The sequence below is a fragment of the Rhizobium sp. 32-5/1 genome (assembly GCF_029537235.1).
In the GTDB taxonomy this organism is placed as follows: Bacteria; Pseudomonadota; Alphaproteobacteria; order Rhizobiales; family Rhizobiaceae; genus Pararhizobium.
In genome coordinates this window covers 1,738,412-1,758,518 of sequence record NZ_CP120638.1, presented here as the reverse complement: position 1 = coordinate 1,758,518, position 20,107 = coordinate 1,738,412, and the positions used below count along the sequence as shown (strand labels likewise).

Genomic DNA, 20,107 nt, shown 5'->3' with positions numbered 1-20,107 from the left:
CTCCGTCATTCCCTCTCCGTGTTGACAGAGTTAGAGTGAGGGACTGTCGGGCCGCAAAACATGCGGCAGCTTTTGAACATGCACGAACAGGAAAGCCACCATGACCGACGGCGAAACATACCGTGTCCGGATGACCGGTATTTCGAAACGCTACAATCCCATCCAGACGCTGGACAATGTCTCGCTGACCCTCAAGCCCGGCGAAGTGCTGGGGCTGGTCGGAGATAATGGCGCCGGCAAATCGACGCTAAGCAAGGTATTGTCCGGCGCCGTCATTCCCGACAGCGGCACCATCGAAATCGATGGCAAAGCCGTTTCCTTTTCCTCGCCCGCCGATGCCCGCGCCGCCCATGTCGAGATGGTCTATCAGGACCTTTCGCTCTGCGACACAGTGGATGTCGCCGGCAATCTGTTTCTCGGCCGCGAACCGCGCCGCCATGTTCTGGGCGTGCCTTTTCTCGACAAGAAGAAGATGCACGGCCTGACGCGCGACATGCTCGATCGCCTCGGCATCGTCATTGCCGATACGCGGCTCAAGGTCGAAAACCTGTCGGGCGGCCAGCGCCAGTCGATCGCCATTGGTCGCGCCGCCTCCTTCGAGCCCAAGGTGCTCATCATGGACGAGCCCACCGCCGCGCTTGCCGTGGCCGAGGTCGAGGCCGTGCTGGAACTCATCCGCACTGTCAGCGCCCGCGGCGTCAGCGTCATTCTCATCACTCACCGCCTGCAGGATCTGTTCCTCGTCTGCGATCGAATCCAGGTCATGTATGAAGGGCGCAATGTCGCCGAACGGCTGATCGGCGAAACCAGTATCGAGGAAGTCGTCAATCTCATCGTCGGGCGCAAGTTTTCCGCCCGCTCTGCCCGGCACGGCAATGAAACCGGAGTGTCCGCATGAGCCTGTCTCCTCCCCAAACCGGAGCAACCCAGACCGGACATGCCGGATCGCACGTCTCGCCGTCCCGCCTGCGCAAGGCAACGCTGTGGGACAAGCTTTTGGCCAATGGCAGCGTCGTCTCCATCGCCCTGTTCTTCATCGTCGTCTGCGTCGTGTTCTCGGTCATCACCGATGCCTTCCTGACGGCGCCCAACCTGCTCAACATCATCCGCCAGTCGGCGCCGCTTCTGATCGTTGCTGCCGCCATGACCTTCGTCATCACCACCGGTGGCATCGATCTGTCCGTCGGCTCGGTGCTGGCGCTGGTTGCAACCTTGTCGGCAACGGCACTGCAGGCCGGGCTCGCATGGCCGCTGGTCATTCTGGTGATGCTGCTTCTGGGCGCCATCATCGGCGCGATCCACGGCTTCTTCATCGCCTATGAGCGCATTCCGGCCTTCATCGTCACGCTGGCCGGCCTCTCGGTCATCCGCGGGCTGGCGCTGTTGATCACCGGTGGCTACTCGATCCCCGTCGATCCCGCGAGTGTCTTTACCGTCATCGGCCGATCCTGGTTCCTGGGCGTTCCGGTGCCTGCCTGGATCGCGCTTTCCGTGCTGTTGATCGCCTATGTCGTCTTCAATGAAACGCCCTTCGGCCGCTATGTCACCGGCATTGGCGCCAATGCCGAGGCCGTGCGCCGTGCCGGCATCGACACGCGCTTCACGACGATGTTCGTCTATATCCTCTCCAGCACCGCGGCGGCCCTTGCCGGCATCATCGTCACCGCCCGTCTGGGTTCCGGCTCGTCCAATGCCGGCCAGGGCTTCGAGCTTGAAGTCATCGCCGCCGTCGTGCTTGGCGGCACCAGCCTCTTTGGCGGGCGTGGCACCATCGTTGGCACTGTGCTCGGTGCGCTCACCGTTGCCGTCATCGCCAACGGCCTGATCCTCGCCCATATGTCGCCGTTCCTTACCCCGATCGTCACCGGCACGATCATCCTGATTGCCGTCTGGCTCAACTTCCGCCTGTTCCGTGGCGCGGTTAGGGGCAAGTAGGTATGGATCATCTGTTCGATAAACCGCCGAGAGAGCGGGCGGAGATCGGCGTCACATCGGGAACGGTGATGACGGTTCTCGGTCCCGTGCCGGTCGCCGATATGGGCATCACGCTGATGCACGAGCATATCCTGCTCGATGGCGCCAAATCCTGGCGCTGCCCGTGCCACCCGGAGGCGCAGGCGATCGGCGAGCAGAAGGTCAGCATGGAGATCATCGGCGAATTGCGGATGAACCCCTATATGAACCGCGACAACGTTTCGCTCGACGACAGCGATCTGGCGCTCTCGGAACTGAAGCGGTTTCAGGCGCTGGGTGGCCATACGGTTGTCGACACGACCAATATCGGCATCGGCCGCGAACCGGCCAAGCTCGCCCGCATTGCCAAGATGTCGGGCCTGAAGATCGTCATGGGCACCGGCTTCTATCTCGAATTCAGCCATCCGGACTGGCTGAAGGCGATGGATGTGGATGCCGTCACGCAGTTCATCGTCAACGATGTCGGCGGCGGCGCGACCCAGCCCGAGGTCATGGCCGGCATCATCGGCGAGATCGGCGTCAGCAAGGATTTCACGTCAGAAGAACGCAAGTCGCTACGGGGTGCCGCACGGGCCTCGAAGATCACCGGCGTGCCGCTCTCCATCCATCTGCCCGGCTGGGAACGGCTGGCGCACGATGTGCTCGACATCGTGGAAGAGGAGGGCGCTGATCTCCGCCATACCGTGCTTTGCCACATGAACCCCAGCCATGACGATCTGCCCTACCAGAAGGCGCTGGCAAAGCGTGGCGCTTTCCTCGAATACGACATGATCGGCATGGATTTCTATTATGCCGATCAGGATGCGCAGTCGCCCTCCGACGAGCAGAATGCCCGCGCCATCCGCTCGCTGATCGACATGGGCTTTGCCGACCGTATCCTGCTGTCGCAGGACGTGTTCCTGAAAATCATGCTGACCCGCTACGGCGGCTTCGGCTATGGCTTCATCCTGAAGCATTTCCTGCCGCGCCTGAAGCGTCACGGCGTCGACCAGGTGGCGATCGACCGGATGTTGATCGACAATCCGAAAACCGTTTTCTCCAGCGTGATCTGAAACGCTGACCTACACGTCCAAGGAGTTTCCATGTCCAAGTCCAAAGTTCTTCTCGCCGGCGAATCCTGGGTATCTACGGCCACCCATATCAAAGGCTTCGACCAGTTCCCGACGGTCACCTACCACACCGGTGCCGACGAGCTTCTCGCCGCGCTGAAGGACAGCCCCTTCGACGTGCAGTTCATGCCGGCGCACGAGGCGCAGCGCGATTTTCCGCAATCGCTGGAAGCCCTGTCGGCCTATGACGCGATCATCCTGTCGGATATCGGCGCAAACACGCTGCTGCTGCATCCCGATACCTGGATCCACTCCAAGACGACGCCGAACCGCCTTCGGCTGTTGCGCGAGTATGTTCAGAATGGTGGCGCGCTCTTGATGTTTGGTGGCTACTACAGCTTCCAGGGCATCAATGGCGGTGCGCGCTATCGCAAGACGCCGGTCGAAGAGGTCCTGCCTGTCTCCTGCCTTGCCTATGATGACCGTGTCGAAGTGCCGGAAGGCTTCGCGCCCGTCGTCACCGGCGATGCGAGCCATCCGATCCTCAAGGGGCTCGGCACCGACTGGCCGATCCTGCTCGGCTACAACGAGGTAACGGTCAAGGACGGCTCGGAGGTTCTGGCGACGGTCTCGACGGAGTATGGGTCGCAGCCGCTGCTGGTGACCGGAACCTATGGCAAGGGCCGCACGGTCGCCTGGACGTCCGATGTCGGTCCCCATTGGCTGCCGTCGAGCTTCATCGCGTGGCCGGGTTACAAAACGCTGTTCGAACAGATGCTTGCCTGGGCGACCGTGAAAGCCTGAGCCATGCGCGTCCATATCGTCGGCAATGTCTGCATCGATACCACCTTCTGTCTCGACCGCCTGCCGCAAGCGGGCGAAACGCGGAATGCGATGAGCCATGCCGACGGCCTGGGCGGCAAGGGCGCCAATCAGGCGGTCGCGGCGAGCCGAACGGGGGTGCCTGTTGCCCTCTGGACGGCCATCGGCCGGGACGCCAATGGCGACTGGATCCGTGATGCCCTGGCCGGCGAAATCGATACCGTCCGATTGACGATGTTCGATCTGCCGACCGACCGATCGACTGTTGCTGTCGATGCGACGGGCGAGAACATCATCCTCAGCGGCGTCTCCTGCGCCTTGGCCTTCGATCCGCTGGCGCAGACTGATCTCGCTGACACGATCCAGCCGGGCGACGTGCTGGTGATGCAGGAAACCTTGCATCTGCGGCAACCGACGCCTGCCTACGCGTCGCGCGGGAAAAAGGTGTCACGACCATTTTCAACGCCAGCCCTTTGGCTTCGGGTGTTCAGCCGCAACTCAACAATGTGGACTTCGTCATCGTCAATGAAGGCGAGGCGCAGGCCATCTCCGGCACGCGGCAGCCGGCAGACGCCGCCGCGAGGGTCAGGGATCTTGGCGCAGGCTGCGTGATCGTCACACTGGGGCCGCGCGGCTGCCTGCTTCTTGGCAGCGGCTGTGCCGAACCCAGTATATCCCGGCACCGCACGTTGCCGCCGTCGATACCAGCGGGGCGGGTGATGTGTTGTGCGGCGTCTTTGCCGGATGCTTTGCCCAGGGAATGATGCCGGAGGCGGCGCTCCGCGTTGCAGTCGTGGCATCGGCGCTGGCGGTCACAAGGATGGGCACGCTCGCCTCGTGTCCTACGGTCGAAGACATATCAAGTCTCATCAAACATTCAGAAACGGAACGCGCATGACACAGTCCTCGAAACCGATTGGTCCCAATGCCGTCGATGCTGCCGGCGATGCGATCACCTCCTCTTCGGCCGCAGCAAGGCTGTTATCGGCGTGGTGCATCTGGCCCCTCTGCCCGGCGCCCCGCGCTACAACGGAGAGGCTGTCGAGGATGTCTACCAACAGGGACTGGATGATGCCCGTGCCTATCTCGAAGGCGGTTGCGATGGTGTGATCATCGAGAACCATGGTGACATCCCGTTCTCTAAGCCTGACGATATCGGCCCTGAAACGGCTGCCTATATGTCCGTCGTCTCCGACCGCATCCGCCGCGAACTCGGCCGCCCGATCGGCATCAACGTGCTCGCCAATGCCGCCATCCCCGCCCTTGCCATTGCCAGTGCCGCAGGCGCCGGCTTCGTGCGCGTCAACCAGTGGGCAAATGCCTATGTCGCCAATGAAGGCTTCATCGAGGGCGAGGCGGCCCGTGCCATGCGCTACCGTGCGAAACTGCGGGCCAACGGCATCAAGATTTTCGCGGACGCCCATGTGAAGCACGGGGCGCATGCAATCGTTGCCGACCGTCCGGTCGAGGAGCAGGTCAAGGATCTCGTCTTCTTCGATGCCGATGCGATCATCGCCACCGGGCAGCGCACCGGCCATGCCGCCGATCTCGGCTACATCCGCATGATCAAGGAAGCGGCTGGCCTTCCGACGCTGGTCGGCAGCGGCGTCACGCCGGACAATGCGCGCGATATTCTCGACATCGTTGACGGCGTCATCGTTGCTAGTTCGTTGAAGTATGACGGTGTCTGGTGGAACAAGGTTGAAAAGGCACGCGTCACGGCCTTTATCGCCGGGCTTAGAGCATGACGCCACGCGCAAAGGTCAACGGCGAACGGCTCCTGAAGCGGCTCGACGATTTCGCGGCGATCGGTGCCACGCTGGCGGGTGGTGTCAACAGGCAGGCTCTGTCGACCGAGGACCGCAATGCCCGTGCACTTCTGGCCGACCTCGCGATCGAACGTGGCTTTGCCGTGTTTCAGGATGAGATGGCCAACTTGTTTATCCGGCGCCAGGGGAAAACGCGGACAGCCCGCCCTTCCTGATCGGCAGCCATCTCGACAGTCAGCCGACGGGTGGACGATACGACGGTGCTCTGGGAACGCTGGCCGCCTTCGAGGTTCTGGAAACGTTGGAAGACGCAGGCATCGAGACGGATGCCCCGATCGAAGTGGTTGCCTGGACCAATGAGGAAGGCAGCCGGTTTGCGCCGGGAACCATGGGCTCCATGGCGTTTTCGCTCGGAAGCACTCCGGACGAGTGGCTGGGGCTGCGCGCGACAGATGGTATGGCGTTTAAGGATGCGCTGGCGGCCACGCTGGCGGCACTACCTGTTGCGGAGCGGCGGACGCTCGGCTTTCCGATCCTGGGCTATCTCGAACTGCACATCGAACAGGGCCCAGCGCTCGAAAAGGAAAATATCCCGATCGGCATCGTGACCGGTGTACAGGGGACGCGCTGGCTTGAGGTCACGGTGACGGGGCAGGCGGCGCATGCCGGCACCACCCAGCTGGCCTTTCGTCGGGATCCCATGGTGGCCGTCACCTCGGCTCTGCATACGCTTTACAATACAATCATGCCGGGGGATGAAAACGCGCGCCTCACGGTGGGACGGATTGCGGCCTATCCCGGCTCGATCAATGCCATTCCGGGTTCCGTCAACCTGACGATCGATCTGCGTCATCCCCAGACCGATCACCTGAATGCCATGGAAGCCACGGTCCTGTCCGCATTTCAGGCGTCAGTTTCCGTGCAGGGGTGCGAGGTCGATCTTCGCCGCACATTCGATATGCCCCCTGCCTCGTTTTCAGGCATCGTCGTTGACAGCATCGAACAGGCGGCACGTGAGCTTGGGCTGCGCTTCAAGCCGATGGTGTCAGGCGCATTTCACGACGCACTCTACATTGCGCGGGTGGCGCCGGCCGCGATGATTTTCGTGCCTTGCAGGGGTGGCCTCAGCCACAATGAAGCGGAACATGTCGAGCCCGGACACAGCGTCGCTGGAGCGCAGATGTTGTTTCAATCCACTTTGGCAGTTCTGGCTATCTTGGCCATGAACAAGCCAAATCGACCCAATACCGAAGGGCGATGACGAAGGCGGATAAAAGGTCCGAACCCCCGATCTGCGGGTCAAGGGAGGTTATGGGCGCCGAGGTCTATAAAGTCTGGATGGCTATCGTTTGTAGGATGAAGGCAAAACGGGCAGATAGCGTTCATCCTGCCGCGTCCCATCCATCGCGGATATGGCGATAGCCTTCGCGATAGACCGCTTCCGGGGTCTCGGAAAAGTCTCGCCAGACCTTTGTTGCGGCGGCAAGTTCCTTGAGCGCGCGGCCGAAGGCCTCGATCGTCAGCCATCCGTCATAGCCGCTCGCCTGCAGCGCCTTGAACGTTTCCGCCCAGGGGATGTTGCCACGCCCCGGCACGCCGCGGTCGTTCTCCGAAATGTGGACATGGACGATGCGATCCCTGTTTCGCGTGAAGGCGCCGATGGGATCTGCCTCCTCGATATTGCTGTGGAACGTGTCGTACATGGCGCGGATGTTAGGATGCCCGACCGCGTCGATATGCGCGGCAAGAGCGTCCATCGTGTTGAGCAGGTAGCATTCGAAACGGTTCAGCGCCTCGAGCCCGATCGTGACGCCGCGCCTTGCGGCATGATCGCCGATCGCCCGCTGCGAGGAGACCGAACGCTTGAATTCCGCAACGGTCGGGCCACGTCCGGAGAACTGGCCGAGTGTCGAATGCAGCGGCCCGCTCAGCGTCGCTGCGCCGAGCGCTTCGCTGCAGTCGATTGCCCATTTCATGTAGTCGATGCCGCGTCGGCGGGCCGCAGCATCGGGGGAGATCAGGTTCATCGCGGGATCACCCATGGCGGAAACCGCGGTCCGCTCCAGGCCGATCCGGTCGAGCAGGGCGCCAAGCCGACGATAGTCGTCCGCCGTGCCCGAAAAGATCGGGATCTCGACGCCATCAAACCCCGTGTTCTTGATGTCGCGCAACAGTTTCTCGTGCTTCCGCCCGACAGTCGTCGTCCAGAGAAACATACACATGCCGATCTTCATGGCTCCTCCTTTTGCCCCTTTGGGCACTGCGTGGCGTTTCCCGGCCAATCCCAACGTGGCATCTGGTCATACCAAAGATGGAAATCTGGTCAAGCCAGTTTACAGGAGCGCTCGCCTGAAAGGCGCGATGGAAACAGGAATTTTTCTTTTAAACATCGACATTGCAGGATATATCGCCATCTTCCCCCGCATCTTGCAGAGGGTGAAAAATTGCGCTAGAGCTTTAGTCAATGAAAATTGGCCCAACCAGATTGCCGAAGGCAGCAAGCTGGGCTGACAATAAGGTGATTGCTCGTCGTTTATTTGCGGTCGGGTGGGCTACAACCGTCTGGGAGGACCTCATGCATCTTTCGACACACAATTGGATGCGGGCGGAGCCGCTCGCCGTCACTCTGAAACGCATCAAGAAATACGGCTATGAGAGCATCGAGATTTCAGGCGAGCCGGCGCAATATGACGTCAAGGAGACGCGCGCCTTGCTCAACGAACACGGCATTCGCTGCTGGGGTGCCGTCACGCTGACGCTCGGCGAGCGCAATCTCGCAGCCAAGGATGAAGGTCAGCGTGCACGGTCGGTGGACTACGTCAAGAGCGTCATCACCATGGTCAGCGAACTTGAGGGCGAGATCATCACACTGGTGCCGGCAACAGTCGGCAAGGTCGTGCCGGACGGGACTGAGGAGGAAGAGTGGGGGTGGGTGGTGGAGGCTACCAAGGAGTGTTTTGTCCATGCCCAAAAAAGGGCGTGCGCATCGCCGTCGAGCCGCTCAACCGTTTCGAAACCTATTTCTTCAACCGTGCGGCCCAGGCCCTGGCGCTTGCCGATGCCGTCAGCCCCGAATGTGGTGTCTGCCTCGATGCCTTCCACCTGAATATCGAGGAGGAGGATATGTATGACGCGATCCGGCTTGCCGGAAAGCGTCTGTTCGATTTCCACGTTGCCGACAACAACCGCTTCGCCGCCGGCCTTGGCCAACTCGACTGGCCGCGGATCATCGGCACGCTCAAGGAGATCGGCTATGACGGGGCTGTGACCAACGAGTTCGTCGCTCCTGTCGATCGTACGCCGGCTGCCAAGTACCCTGATATGGTGGAGCGCAACCCCGTCGATATCCCGCCCGAACAGCTGAAGTTCATCCAGGATCACGGATCGAGCCTTCTCACGGAAAAATTCTACGACGATCAGATGCGGATCACCGCCGAAACGATCCTGCCGCTGATCAGGTAACGAACGGAAGGCACAAGACCCTGCGGCCCGCGGGTCGCAAGGGCGGGGGCAACACATGCGTATCAAGACCGTAGAGGCCTGGTGGGTGAAGATTCCTATCGAGGCGAGCCGCCAGCACCGCAGTGATTTCGGCAAGCTGACAACCTTCGACGCCGCGATCCTGCGGATCGAGACGAATGACGGCATTGTCGGCTGGGGCGAAGGCAAGAATGCGGCCGGAAGTGCCGGCACCTATGGCACGCTGGTGCATATGCTGAACCACGAGGTGGGGCCGAAACTCATCGGCCGCGACCCCCGCAACATCTCCGCCCTATGGGAAATGCTCTACAATGGCGTGCGCCACGAGACGGCGGCGCTGTCGGGCCACGCCATGCCGGAGATCGCACGGCGCGGCCTGTCGGTCGCGGCGATCAGCGCGGTCGATATTGCGCTCTGGGACATTCTCGGCAAGTCGCTCGGCGTCCCCGTCTGGAAACTTCTGGGCGGCCGCAAGGCGGACCGGTTGCCGGCCTATGCCTCGGGTGGCTGGGAGAGCGCTGACCGAATCGGCGAACAGCTCCAATCCTACATCGCGGCCGGTGGTTTCAGGTCGGTCAAGATGCGCGTCGGCGCGATGGACCGTGCGCCGCATGTTTCGGCATCGCGCGTGCGGGCGGCCCGCGCGGCGATCGGGCCTGATGTCGACCTGATGGTCGATGCCCACGGCACCTATACGGTCGCCGAGGCGAAGCGTTTCATTCAGATGGTGGCCGACTGCGATCTCGCCTGGTTCGAGGAGCCTGTCATCGCCGACGACAAGCCGGGCATGGCGGAGGTTCGCGCCGCGGGCAATGTGCCCATTGCGGCGGGTGAGAGCGAGGCGACACGTTTTGCCTTCCGCGACCTTGCCATGTTGCGGGCCGCCGATATATTCCAGCCCGATCCGGCTTTCTGCGGCGGCATTACGGAGGCGATGCGGATCAGTTCGCTCGCCAGCGCCTTCAACCTCCGTTTCGCCCCGCATCTTTGGGCCGGTGCGCCCTGTTTCTTCTCGGGCCTGCACCTGTGCGCGGCTTCTCCGGCAAGTTTCGTCATCGAATATTCGCTCGGCGCGAACCCGATGATTCATGATCTCGTCGAGGATACTGTGTCGGTGAAGGACGGCATGATAGAGATTCCTGATAAACCCGGCCTGGGCTTCACGATCAATCAGCGGGTCCTGGAGGCTCACGCGCAAAGACTGTGATAATGAAAGAAAATTCCCTACTCTCCGATCTTGCGGCTTATCTCTTCTCGAATTCGAGCGGCAAAGGCCGCACGCCTTCGGAGCGGGAGCTTGCAGAACATTTCGCCGTCAGCCGCGGCCAGATCCGCGAGGCGCTGGCGATCTTGGAAGCGATGCGTATCGTCGAGCGCCGCGCCAAGTCGGGCATCTATCTCACGACCACGGAGGCGAGCGTCGAGGCCATGGCACTCTTTGCCCGCGCCGGTGTGCCGCTCGATCCGATCCTGATTTACGAGACCGTCGAACTTCGCAAGATCCACGAGATCAAGGCGGCGGAACTCGCCTGCATGCGGGCGACGGAGGAAAATTACCAGCGCCTGCGCGATATCCTCGCAGCATCAGAAGCGAAACTTGCTGCGGGCGAGGGGCTGGCGCGCGAAGACCGGGATTTCCATCTGGAGATCGTTCGCGCTACAAAGAACAGCGTCTTCTATCGCGTCTGCAGTGTCTATTACATGATGGGCGAGCAGCGCCTGCCGATCTATTTCGGCGATGTTGCCCGCAGCAAGCGCTCGCATGAGGAACATATTCGCATCTACGAAGCGCTTGTTGCCCGCGACGGCAATCTCGCCCAGGCGCTGATGAACGCGCATCTTCAGGGGGCGGAAAGCTACTGGAAGGGCCTTCTTGGCGGGCCGGCAGCCGTCGCGGCCGGATAGGCGCAGCTGGTTCGGAGGACCGATGAGTTTCATTTTTCCACACATACCCTGCATCCCGCAGCTTCGACAATGCTGGAGATTGCGGGCGATCTGCGCGTCGCCTCCGCCCCCGATCCCGAAACGCTGCTGCGGGAAGGGCGGGGCGCCGGGATCGTCATCGTGCGCGCGCCGATCCCGCCTGCCTTTTTCGAAGATGCGCCTCTGCTTCGTGCCGCGATCCGCCACGGCGCCGGGCTTGATATGATCCCGGTGGATACGGCGACCAGTGCCGGCGTGCTTGTCGCCAACGTGCCGGGCGTCAACGCACCGACGGTCGCCGAGCATGTTTTTCTCATGGTGCTGGCATTGCTTCGGCGTTTCCGCAGCATGGACCGGGATCTGCGGCAGAGCGGCTGGGCTGCAGGCCGTAGCCAGGCGGATGGGGCGAACGATCTCGGTGGTCGCACCGTCGGCGTTATCGGCATGGGCAATGTCGGCAAGGCGATCTTCCGGGTCGCCAGGTTCGGCTTCGGTCTTGAGGTGGTTGCCAACAGCCGGTCCCCGGAAAGCCTGCCCGAAGGTGCGCGTTTCCTGGCGGTCGACGAGCTTGTCGCAACCGCCGACATCGTCATACTCTGCTGCCCGCTGACGCCGGAGACAACCGGACTGCTCGATGCCGCACGCATCCGCCGGATGAAACCCGATGCCATTCTGGTCAATGTTTCGCGTGGACCTGTCATCGATGACGCTGCCCTGATCGAGGCGCTGCGTGAAGGCCGCATCCGCGGAGCAGCGCTCGACGTCTTTTCAACCCAGCCGCTTCCGCTCGATCATCCCTATTTCAGCTTCGACAATGTCATCGTCACGCCGCATCTGGCCGGCCTGACCGAAGAGAGCATGATGCGCATGGGAACGGGGGCTGCGAGTGAAGCCCTGCGCGTCATGAACGGCGAACTGCCCGTCAATCTGCGCAATCCCGAGGTGATCGAACACTATCGCCGGCGCTTCCCGGCATAGCGCCAAGCCTTCTTGCGATAAGCCCAAAGGCCAACGGCCCCCGGTGGCACGAAGGTCGTTGGCAGCTTCCAATCTCTCACGGTCAGCCCGCATGGCGCAGGCTGACGCCGCTGCCGCTGTCGAACAGCACGACCTTTTCCGGATTCCAGGAGAAGCGAACCGTATCCTCGATCCGAAGCACCGTCTGCGCCGGCACGGTCGCATGGATGAATTTCTCGCCGGTGCGCAGCGTCACGATCTTTTCCACGCCATGGTTCTCCACGTCGTGCACGCGCGCTTCCCCGGCGCTCCGCTTTCGAGGAAAAGATCCTCGGGGCGGATGCCGAAGGTGAGCGGGCGACCGTCCGTCGCAATCCCGTGCCCATTGCCGAGCGGCAGCCGGTAACCCTCGCTGGCCAATGCCTCGCCACCGGCAAGCGTGCCGGCGATCAGGTTCATCGGCGGCGAGCCGACCGCGCGCGCGACGAAGGTGTTGACGGGGTTCTGGTAGATTTCCTGCGGCGTACCCGTCTGCACCAGTTGGCCGTTGTTGAGCACCCCAATTTTGTCGCCCATCGACATTGCCTCGATCTGGTCGTGGGTGACGAAGAGGAAGGTCGCGCCAAGGTTCATCTGCAGGTTTTTAAGCTCCGTGCGCAGCGCTTCGCGCAGTTTCGCGTCGAGCGCCGATAGCGGTTCGTCCATCAGGAAGACGCGCGGCTTGCGCACGATGGCACGCCCGATCGAGACGCGCTGCATCTCGCCGCCCGACAGGCGGTCCGTCTTGCGGTCGAGCAGATGCTCGATGCGCAGGGTCTTCGCCACCCGGTCGACGCGTTCCTTGATTTCTGCCGGTTCGACGCGGCGGATGCGGGATTTTAGCGGAAATTCCAGGTTCTCCCGCACCGTGTACCGCGGATAGAGCGAGTATTGCTGGAGCACCAGGGCAACGTCGCGTTCGGCAGCACCCCAGTCGGCCACGTCCTGCCCGTCGATGAAGACCTGACCTGCCGTCGGCTTTTCGAGACCGGCGATCAGGCGCAGCGTGGTTGTCTTGCCGGCTCCGGTCTGGCCAAGCAGCACGAAGAACTCGCCGTCGGCGATGTCGATGTTGAGGTTTTTCAGCGCCGTCTGATTGCCGAAGGTCTTTGTGATGCCCTTGAGTTCGATATGCGCCATCAGAGTCTGATCCCGAGCGACGAGCCGGTCGTCGTGTTGAAGAAATGGGCCTGGGCGGGGTCGATACGCGCCCAGACCGCCTGACCCGGACCAGGTACGAAGCCGCTCTTGGTGCGGGCCCTGATCATCTGGTCGCCGACCCTCAGATCGACGATGTCATGCGAGCCGAGCGGCTCGATGATATGCGCCTCAACAGGCATGAAACCTTCGCGAGCCTCGTGTGAAATCAGCACGCCCTCCGGCCGGACGCCAAGCGTCAGTTTGCCGTTCTCGGCCTTTGCGTCCGAGAGGCGGTTGGCAAGGGCGGCCGGGAACTCGAAGCCCTTTACCCCGTCGCCGACTTGCACGCTGGAATGGCCACCCGTTTCGCGGACGGTCGCCGGCGCCATGTTCATGACCGGGCTTCCGACGAACTGGGCGACGAACATATTGGCGGGCTGAGAGTACACCTCGTCCGGCGTGCCGACCTGCTGCAGGATGCCCTCGTGCATAATGACGATGCGGTCGGCGAGCGACATGGCCTCCACCTGGTCGTGGGTGACGTAGATCGTGGTCGAGCCCTGCTTGATATGCAGGCGCTTGATTTCCGCCCGCATCTCCTCGCGCAGTTTCGCGTCCAGCGCCCCGATCGGTTCGTCCATCAGCATGGCTTTCGGGCGCCGCACCAGCGCCCGGCCGATCGCCACGCGCTGCATATCGCCGCCGGACAGTGCCGACGGTTTGCGGCTCAGCAGGCCGGTGATGCGCAGCACGCCGGCGATCTCGCGCACCGACGTATCGACATCGTTCCGGCTCATCCGGGTGGCGCGAAGCGGAAAGGCGATGTTCTCGTAGACCGTCATATGCGGATAGAGCGAGAAGGACTGAAACACCATGGCGATGTCCCGGTCGGATGCCTTGATATGCTGCACGGGCTGACCGTCGATCAGAATATCCCCTTCATCAATGGTCTCGAGGCCCGCGACCGCACGTAATGTCGTTGTCTTGCCGCAGCCGGATTGTCCGAGCAGCACGATGAATTCGTTATCGGCGATAGCGAGGTTCAGGTCCTTGATGACCTGGACGGCGCCGAAATACTTCTGGATGCCGCGAAGTTCGATCTGCGTCATGAAAGGTTGCCTTCGTCTGGTTGCTCGTCCCGTGGGATCTTGGTCGTCACCATGAAGGCGATCAGCCCGACGAGCGTCATCGTCATGCCGTAGCGGTGAAGAAACAGGTTCCAGGGCTGGCAGAGTGCGATGATGCCGAAGATCATCAGGTACTGTGCACCCGGTTCGAGATATTTCTGGTTCAGGGCGCGGAAGGTCATTTGCGGATCGCTCCGAAGCTCATGCCGCGCAGGAGATGGTTCCTGAGCAGGAAGGTGAAGATGGCGACTGGCAAAAGGAACAGGAATGTGCCGGCAGCAATCACCGTCCAGTCCGGCAGGCCGGATCCGACCTGGCTTGGAATGAAGGGCGGTGCGGTCTGCGCCCGCCGGTTCGTCATGATCAGCGCAAAGGCATATTCGTTCCAGGCCGTGATGAAGCAGAAGACGGCGGTGGCGGCTATGCCCGTCGCAGCTTCGGGGATAACGATCTTGAAGAAGGCCTCCATCCGCGTGTAGCCGTCGACGAGGGCGGCCTCCTCATATTCCTTGGGGATCTCGTCGATGAAGCCTTTCATCAGCCAGACGGAGAAGGACAGGTTGAAGGCGGTGTAGAGGATGATGAGGCCCCAATGCGTGTCGTTGAGGCCGACAACGCGATACATGAGGAACATCGGGATCGCCACCACGACGGGCGGCAACATGCGCGTCGACAGGATGAAGAAGAGGAGGTCCGCTTCCCCTTTCACCCTGAAGCGCGAGAAGCCGTAGGCCGTGAAGGTTCCCATGCCGACGGCGAGCACCGTGGACGTAATGGCGACGATCAGCGAGTTCATGAAGCGGTTCGGATAGCCTGATGGCTGGACCTCGCCGCGGCCGGATCGGACGATCTTCTCACCGCCGTCGAATACCATGCGCTCCCACCAGGGGGCGGCGGCGTATTCTTCCGGCGTCGGCGCTTCGCGCAGCTGCGAGCGCTTGGTGAAGAGCTTGACGAAAGGGAGATTTCCGGCTCGAACAGCACCGTCGGCGGAATGGTGGTGGCGAGGTTACGCGGCTTGAAGGCCGTCGAGGTGATCCAGTAGATCGGCGCCAGGAAGATCAGCGTGATGATCAGCACGGCGGTGATCGCCACCCGGTTCAGCGCGCGTTCGGAGCGGGTTTGGACGGCAGCCATCTCAGCGCTCCTTCACCTTGTTGAGGTACTTGACGTAGATATTAGTGATAGCAAGCACCATGACGAGCACGATGTAGGCGAGTGCGCAGGAACGTCCTGTCTGCCATTCCTGGAAGGCCATCTTGTAGAGCCGGATCGAGATCACCTCGGTCGTCGGCTGGCTGGTCAGGATGTAGGCGAGATCGAAGGTCTTGAAGGCCTCCATGGTGCGGAAGATGATCGCGATCATCAGGATCGGAGCGACCAGCGGCAGCGTGATGCGGAAGAAGGTGTAGAACGGCCCCGCCCGGTCGATCGCCGCTGCCTCGTAGAGATGCTTGGGCACGGCCGAAAGCCCGGCGAGCGACAGCAGCATCACGAAGGGCGACCACATCCAGATATCGGTGATTGCCACCGCATAGAGCGCCATGTCCGGGTTGGACAGCCACTCGAACGAGCCGAGGCCGAAGGCGTAGTTGATGATGCCGAAGGACGGATCGTAGAGCAGTTTCCAGAAGAGACCGACCACTGCCATTGACAGCATCATCGGCAACAGCAGGAGTGTCGTGAGCAGGCCTTTCAGCGGAATGTCGCGGTTGAGCAGCATCGCGGTGCCGAAGCCGACGATCACCTGTCCCGTCACGGAGACGATCACATATTTTGCAGTGATGGCAAAGTTCGACCAGATGAAGGGGTCGTTCAGCAGTTCGCGATAGTTCTGCAGGCCGACGAAATTGGCCGGCGCGCTCGACGAAGCGCGGAAGTCGGTAAAGGAATAGCCGAGCGAATAGATCAGCGGAAAGATGTTGAAGACGATCAGGAACAGGATCGTCGGGATGATGAAGAGATTGCGGATGCTGATGTCGCTCATGCCGCGGGATGCGGCACGCGATTTCGTGTCCAGCGATGTCATGACTGCGGTGGCCAATACTCTCCTCCTCCCGAGAGTTCGGCGCCGGATACCGGATAGGGCATCACGATGCGCGAAGTTGATGCCGGGCGCCGCGCCCGCGCGAACCGCGCCTATCGGTGCGGAGATGCAAGATGAAAAGGGAGGGGGCAGTGCCCCCTCCGCGAGGTCCGCCTGCTACTTGTTGCGGCCGTATTTGTCGAAGGTCGTCTTCCAGTCCGTTGCCAGGAATCCAGCACTTCCTTCGCTGTGCCCTGACCAGCGGTGATGTAAGGGTAGACGCGCTGGTTCATCTGGATCAGCAGTTCGGCATATTCCGGCGTCGCCCAGAAGTCTTTCACCTTGAACATGGTCTCGTAGAAGGCCTTGTTGTAGGGTGTCGCATTCTGGAACTCGGGTGATTCAAGCACCTTCGCGCTTGCCGTATAGCCGCCGAGTTCAGCCCAGCGCTTCTGGGTGTCGTCCTTGATGAACCATTCGAGGAATTTCATCGCCTCTTCCTGGTTCTCCGAGTAGGAGATGACCGAGATGCCCTGGCCGCCGAGCGCTGCGAACTGCTCGCCATCAGGGCCTGCCGGATTGGCAAAGAAGCCGGTAACCTTGGCATTCGGGTTGGACGCCTCGTTCACCAGAGCCGGGAAGAAGGCGAAGTAGTTCATGCTCATCGCCGCCAGGTTTTCGGTGATCGCCTGGTTGTTTTCGACGAAGAAGGTCTTGGCCCAGCCTGGAGGCGTGAAGCCGTAGAGCTCGCGATACATCTCGAGCGCCTTGACGTTTTTCTCCGAATTGATGATCCCGTCGACCTTGTAGCTCTGGTAGTCCCCAAGTTCGCCACCATAGGAGAAGATCGCGTTCTCGACGCCCATGACGAGACCGTCATAGGAGTTGTCGGTATAGATCGCGATGCCGTAACGTTTCTCGTCCGGACGATGGAAAAACTCGGCTATGTCGCGCATTTCGGCCCAGGTCTTCGGTGGAGCGAGATCGTAGTTGTACTTCGCCTTGAAGGCCTCCATTTCCTTTGGGTCCTCGAACCAGTCCTTGCGATAGGACCAGCCGACAGCATCGCCTTCAGCCGGGATCGACCAGTACTTTTTCGAGTTGGACGGATACTCGGCATAGTATTTCACTGTTGCCGGAGCCATCACCTCGTTCAGCTTGTGCTTGTTGAAAAACTCGGTGAGGTCGACGTAGTGGCCGGCTTCGGATGCGGCACCAATCCACTGGCTGTCGCCGACGACCATGTCATAGGCTGAGCCTTTGGCGTTGAACTCCGTGAAAGCCTTCGTCTGGAAGTCGGCCCAGGGCGTGGTCTCAACTGTGACTTTTACGCCGGTTTGGGCCTCGTACTCGTTCACGAGCTCCTGGAGATAGTTCGCCGGATCCCACTCGGCCCAGAAGATCGTCAGTTCCTGGGCTTGCGCGGATGTTCCGCAGGCCCACATCATTCCGACACCGGCCAATAAACCGGTCATCATTTTGCGCATAACGTTTCCTCCCATTTATGCACGCTTCCCGCTTAATCGCGGGCCTCCCGATCCGGCTTCCGATCCCCTTGGGTGGTGTTCGTGCTCAGGGTCCTCCTCGACCCTTCGCCCCAATTCAGATCTCAAGCCTGAATGCTATAACCATAATCTGGTAGTACCAAAATCAAGTATCGTCAAGAGCCACTTTGAGCAGTCTATCTGTGCAGTTGAGTCCCAAGACGCGCCTTATGTGGCAATTTATTGGGCATTGCAGACGGCATCGCCATCTATTGTCTGTATTTTGCGATGAGTCTGGACATCCACACTCAAAGAATATTATTTAAACTGGTCGAACCAGTTTTCACTTCCCGTCGAAGGGTTCCAATGTCACGTTTCGGTCCCTGCCTCTCTGATCGCGGCGTCCACCAGCGCCTTGGCAGCCCATTCCGCAACAGATTGGGCGCTTTCCGACGTCAGCCCCCAGATATCCTTCAATACGATCAGCACCTCGACGCCAAAGACCAGCGAGAGCGCCTGCGCCAAGCGGTCCCGCGCTTCCGCCGGCACGGTGCCGTTCAGCGGGACAGTCACGTGCTGCAACAGATCGATGCGGTGGCCACGCGTGAACAGCGGCTCGTTCCCGAGCGTACCGGCCTGTCGCTGCGCCCACTGATCGAGCGAAAGCTTGAGCGCCGCCTTGAAGGTGGCCTCGAACTCGTCGATGCGGGGCATCGCCGTCGCCAGCAACTCGGTCACGCGGGTGCCTGCATCCGTGCTTTCGGACGACCAGTCGAGAATAGGCCCTAGGGCTTCGTCCACGACGGCATGCACGAGTGCTGCCTGGCTTGGAAAATACCGGTAGGCCGTTGCCCGCGACACTTCGGCGGCCTCGGCGACTTCACTTACAGACGGCGTGATGCCCGACTGCATGAGCCGGGTCGCGGTGACGAGCATCAGTTTTCGCGTGCGGGCACGGGGGCCTCGCTCGGCGCTTCCATCGGCTTCGTTCTGTTGACGTGAGACATGCATATCTTTATGATACGCACGTCTCATAAATTTGCAAGAGCCGTTCGACTGGCTTGAATGGGAGACATGACAGGGTGGCTGGCCCACCTGTCGCGGAGGGGAAATGAGGCATATCTACGTGGTCGGCACCGCCGATACGAAGGGTGAGGAGCTTGCCTATCTCGCCACCTGCATCGAAGCGGCGGGCGGCGTGGTGGTGCGCGTCGATGTTGGCACGCGCATGCCGGCGACAAGCCTCGATATCAGCGCCGCAACGGTTGCCGCATGCCATCCGGACGGCGCCGGGACTGTTCTTGGCGGTGATGATCGCGGCCAGGCGGTCGAGGCGATGGGCGTTGCCTTCCAGCACTTCCTTGCCGGGCGTGAGGACATTGCAGGTATCATCGGTATCGGCGGAGGCGGGGGTACTTCGATCATCACTGCAGGCATGCGGGAGTTGCGGCTTGGCCTGCCGAAGATCATGGTCTCGACGCTCGCCTCCGGCGATGTGGCTCCCTATGTCGATGTCTCCGACATCGTGATGATGCCCTCGGTCACCGACATGGCGGGCCTGAACCGCTTGAGCCGGGTCATCCTGCACAATGCGGCCCAGGCGATCACGGCCATGGTCGCGCGGCCGGCCGAGGTGGCGGCATCGAAGCCGGCACTCGGGCTGACCATGTTCGGGGTGACGACGCCTGCGGTGACGGCCATGGTTGAGCACCTCAAGGCCAACTATGATTGCCTGGTCTTCCACGCCACCGGCACAGGCGGGCGCACGATGGAGAAGCTGGCCGATAGCGGGCTTATCTCCGGTGTGCTCGATATCACGACAACCGAAGTCTGCGACCTGCTTCTCGGTGGCGTCCTGCCGGCGACGGCAGACCGCTTTGGCGCGATTGCCCGCACGGGCCTGCCATATGTCGGTTCCGTCGGCGCGCTGGACATGGTGAATTTCTGGGCGCCGGAGACGGTGCCGGAGCGTTATGCCGGCCGGCTGTTCTACCGCCACAACCCAAACGTCACCCTGATGCGCACGACGCCGGCCGAGTGTGCTGAGATCGGTCGCTGGATCGGCGAGAGGCTCAATCTCTGCCCCGGCCCCGTACGCTTTCTCTTTCCCGAAAAGGGGATCTCGGCCCTTGACATCGAAGGCGGGGCATTCTTCGACCCGTTGGCCGATGCCGCGCTCTTTGATGCGCTGGAAGCCACAATCAAGCCGACGGCTTCGCGGCGTATTTTCCGCCTGCCGCTCCATATCAATGATCCGCAATTCGCAGAAGCCGCTGTGGCGGCCTACCGTGACATCGCCAACCCCTGAGAGACAAAA

The 20,107-nt window shown here is 61.5% G+C and carries 17 protein-coding genes and 6 pseudogenes; 15 read left to right on the top strand and 8 right to left on the bottom strand.

Annotated features, from left to right (window positions below; translation table 11 throughout):
- The first annotated feature begins 100 nt into the window (after positions 1-100).
- The 9 genes and pseudogenes from P6U16_RS09040 to P6U16_RS09000 all read left to right on the top strand — a co-directional run bounded on the left by P6U16_RS09040 (position 101) and on the right by P6U16_RS09000 (position 6,875).
- Complete coding sequence (locus P6U16_RS09040) at positions 101-898, top strand: ATP-binding cassette domain-containing protein (protein ID WP_277703460.1); 798 nt, start codon at positions 101-103, stop codon at positions 896-898.
- Positions 895-1,935, top strand: coding sequence for an ABC transporter permease (locus tag P6U16_RS09035; RefSeq protein WP_277703459.1), 1,041 nt, complete (start codon positions 895-897; stop codon positions 1,933-1,935). The genes P6U16_RS09040 and P6U16_RS09035 overlap by 4 nt, the downstream gene beginning before the upstream one ends.
- Positions 1,936-1,937: 2 nt before the next feature.
- Positions 1,938-3,026, top strand: a complete 1,089-nt coding sequence (locus P6U16_RS09030) for a phosphotriesterase (protein WP_277703458.1) — start codon at positions 1,938-1,940, stop codon at positions 3,024-3,026.
- A 30-nt stretch (positions 3,027-3,056) separates the two neighbouring features.
- Positions 3,057-3,827 (top strand): glutamine amidotransferase, encoded by a 771-nt coding sequence (locus P6U16_RS09025; RefSeq protein ID WP_277703457.1) that lies wholly within the window; start codon positions 3,057-3,059, stop codon positions 3,825-3,827.
- Between the two features lie 3 nt (positions 3,828-3,830).
- Positions 3,831-4,184: pseudogene (locus P6U16_RS09020) on the top strand (PfkB family carbohydrate kinase); the annotation flags it as partial.
- Between the two features lie 116 nt (positions 4,185-4,300).
- Entirely contained in the window at positions 4,301-4,609 is a 309-nt protein-coding gene (locus tag P6U16_RS09015) for a PfkB family carbohydrate kinase (protein ID WP_277703797.1), read from the top strand.
- On the top strand, positions 4,567-4,743 hold the full coding sequence (locus P6U16_RS09010; protein WP_277703456.1) for a hypothetical protein: 177 nt from the start codon (positions 4,567-4,569) through the stop codon (positions 4,741-4,743). Before P6U16_RS09015 ends, P6U16_RS09010 begins: the two co-directional genes overlap by 43 nt.
- Positions 4,744-4,834: 91 nt before the next feature.
- Complete coding sequence (locus P6U16_RS09005) at positions 4,835-5,593, top strand: BtpA/SgcQ family protein (RefSeq protein WP_349017682.1); 759 nt, start codon at positions 4,835-4,837, stop codon at positions 5,591-5,593.
- Positions 5,590-6,875: pseudogene (locus tag P6U16_RS09000) on the top strand (Zn-dependent hydrolase). The gene P6U16_RS09005 and the pseudogene P6U16_RS09000 overlap by 4 nt, the downstream one beginning before the upstream one ends.
- 121 nt (positions 6,876-6,996) lie before the next feature.
- Here the strand turns inward: P6U16_RS09000 and P6U16_RS08995 are convergent.
- Positions 6,997-7,848 carry a sugar phosphate isomerase/epimerase gene (locus P6U16_RS08995; protein WP_277703455.1) on the bottom strand — a complete coding sequence of 284 codons (852 nt, stop codon included), beginning with the start codon at positions 7,846-7,848 and terminating at the stop codon, positions 6,997-6,999.
- Here P6U16_RS08995 and P6U16_RS08990 point away from each other — a divergent pair.
- From P6U16_RS08990 to P6U16_RS08970, 5 genes and pseudogenes are all read left to right on the top strand, one after another.
- On the top strand, positions 7,835-8,125 hold the full coding sequence (locus tag P6U16_RS08990) for a hypothetical protein (protein WP_277703454.1): 291 nt from the start codon (positions 7,835-7,837) through the stop codon (positions 8,123-8,125). The genes P6U16_RS08995 and P6U16_RS08990 overlap by 14 nt on opposite strands.
- Before the next feature lie 64 nt (positions 8,126-8,189).
- Positions 8,190-9,076: pseudogene (locus P6U16_RS08985) on the top strand (sugar phosphate isomerase/epimerase).
- Between the two features lie 55 nt (positions 9,077-9,131).
- Complete coding sequence (locus P6U16_RS08980; RefSeq protein ID WP_277703453.1) at positions 9,132-10,301, top strand: mandelate racemase/muconate lactonizing enzyme family protein; 1,170 nt, start codon at positions 9,132-9,134, stop codon at positions 10,299-10,301.
- A gap of 2 nt (positions 10,302-10,303) precedes the next feature.
- Positions 10,304-10,999: a FadR/GntR family transcriptional regulator gene (locus P6U16_RS08975; RefSeq protein ID WP_277703452.1), complete on the top strand. Its 696-nt coding sequence runs from the start codon at positions 10,304-10,306 to the stop codon at positions 10,997-10,999.
- Between the two features lie 69 nt (positions 11,000-11,068).
- A complete protein-coding gene (locus tag P6U16_RS08970) occupies positions 11,069-11,995 on the top strand; it encodes an NAD(P)-dependent oxidoreductase (protein WP_277703451.1) in 927 nt (308 codons plus the stop codon).
- An 82-nt stretch (positions 11,996-12,077) separates the two neighbouring features.
- Here the strand turns inward: P6U16_RS08970 and P6U16_RS08965 are convergent.
- The 7 genes and pseudogenes from P6U16_RS08965 to P6U16_RS08935 all read right to left on the bottom strand — a co-directional run bounded on the left by P6U16_RS08965 (position 12,078) and on the right by P6U16_RS08935 (position 18,801).
- Positions 12,078-13,153 (bottom strand): annotated as a pseudogene (locus P6U16_RS08965) (ABC transporter ATP-binding protein).
- Positions 13,153-14,262, bottom strand: a complete 1,110-nt coding sequence (locus P6U16_RS08960) for an ABC transporter ATP-binding protein (RefSeq protein ID WP_277703450.1) — start codon at positions 14,260-14,262, stop codon at positions 13,153-13,155. The pseudogene P6U16_RS08965 and the gene P6U16_RS08960 overlap by 1 nt, the downstream one beginning before the upstream one ends.
- Positions 14,259-14,462 carry a hypothetical protein gene (locus P6U16_RS08955; RefSeq protein WP_277703449.1) on the bottom strand — a complete coding sequence of 68 codons (204 nt, stop codon included), beginning with the start codon at positions 14,460-14,462 and terminating at the stop codon, positions 14,259-14,261. Before P6U16_RS08955 ends, P6U16_RS08960 begins: the two co-directional genes overlap by 4 nt.
- A pseudogene (locus tag P6U16_RS08950) lies at positions 14,459-15,417 on the bottom strand (carbohydrate ABC transporter permease). The gene P6U16_RS08955 and the pseudogene P6U16_RS08950 overlap by 4 nt, the downstream one beginning before the upstream one ends.
- A 1-nt stretch (position 15,418) precedes the next feature.
- A complete protein-coding gene (locus P6U16_RS08945; protein ID WP_277703448.1) occupies positions 15,419-16,324 on the bottom strand; it encodes a sugar ABC transporter permease in 906 nt (301 codons plus the stop codon).
- Between the two features lie 159 nt (positions 16,325-16,483).
- Positions 16,484-17,793: pseudogene (locus P6U16_RS08940) on the bottom strand (extracellular solute-binding protein).
- A gap of 366 nt (positions 17,794-18,159) precedes the next feature.
- Complete coding sequence (locus tag P6U16_RS08935; RefSeq protein ID WP_277703447.1) at positions 18,160-18,801, bottom strand: TetR/AcrR family transcriptional regulator; 642 nt, start codon at positions 18,799-18,801, stop codon at positions 18,160-18,162.
- Positions 18,802-18,901: 100 nt separating this feature from the next.
- Here P6U16_RS08935 and P6U16_RS08930 point away from each other — a divergent pair, with 100 nt between their 5' ends.
- Positions 18,902-20,098 carry a Tm-1-like ATP-binding domain-containing protein gene (locus P6U16_RS08930; protein WP_277703446.1) on the top strand — a complete coding sequence of 399 codons (1,197 nt, stop codon included), beginning with the start codon at positions 18,902-18,904 and terminating at the stop codon, positions 20,096-20,098.
- Positions 20,099-20,107 lie beyond the last annotated feature (9 nt).

Coding starts and splice junctions, on each gene's coding strand:
- P6U16_RS08955 (WP_277703449.1), bottom strand. CDS start 14,462: ATGACCTTCCGCGCCCTGAACCAGAAATATCTCGAACCGGGTGCACAG.
- P6U16_RS09035 (WP_277703459.1), top strand. CDS start 895: ATGAGCCTGTCTCCTCCCCAAACCGGAGCAACCCAGACCGGACATGCC.
- P6U16_RS08970 (WP_277703451.1), top strand. CDS start 11,069: ATGCTGGAGATTGCGGGCGATCTGCGCGTCGCCTCCGCCCCCGATCCC.
- P6U16_RS09025 (WP_277703457.1), top strand. CDS start 3,057: ATGTCCAAGTCCAAAGTTCTTCTCGCCGGCGAATCCTGGGTATCTACG.
- P6U16_RS08960 (WP_277703450.1), bottom strand. CDS start 14,262: ATGACGCAGATCGAACTTCGCGGCATCCAGAAGTATTTCGGCGCCGTC.
- P6U16_RS08930 (WP_277703446.1), top strand. CDS start 18,902: ATGAGGCATATCTACGTGGTCGGCACCGCCGATACGAAGGGTGAGGAG.
- P6U16_RS08995 (WP_277703455.1), bottom strand. CDS start 7,848: ATGAAGATCGGCATGTGTATGTTTCTCTGGACGACGACTGTCGGGCGG.
- P6U16_RS09040 (WP_277703460.1), top strand. CDS start 101: ATGACCGACGGCGAAACATACCGTGTCCGGATGACCGGTATTTCGAAA.
- P6U16_RS08990 (WP_277703454.1), top strand. CDS start 7,835: ATGCCGATCTTCATGGCTCCTCCTTTTGCCCCTTTGGGCACTGCGTGG.
- P6U16_RS09030 (WP_277703458.1), top strand. CDS start 1,938: ATGGATCATCTGTTCGATAAACCGCCGAGAGAGCGGGCGGAGATCGGC.
- P6U16_RS08980 (WP_277703453.1), top strand. CDS start 9,132: ATGCGTATCAAGACCGTAGAGGCCTGGTGGGTGAAGATTCCTATCGAG.
- P6U16_RS08975 (WP_277703452.1), top strand. CDS start 10,304: ATGAAAGAAAATTCCCTACTCTCCGATCTTGCGGCTTATCTCTTCTCG.
- P6U16_RS08935 (WP_277703447.1), bottom strand. CDS start 18,801: ATGCATGTCTCACGTCAACAGAACGAAGCCGATGGAAGCGCCGAGCGA.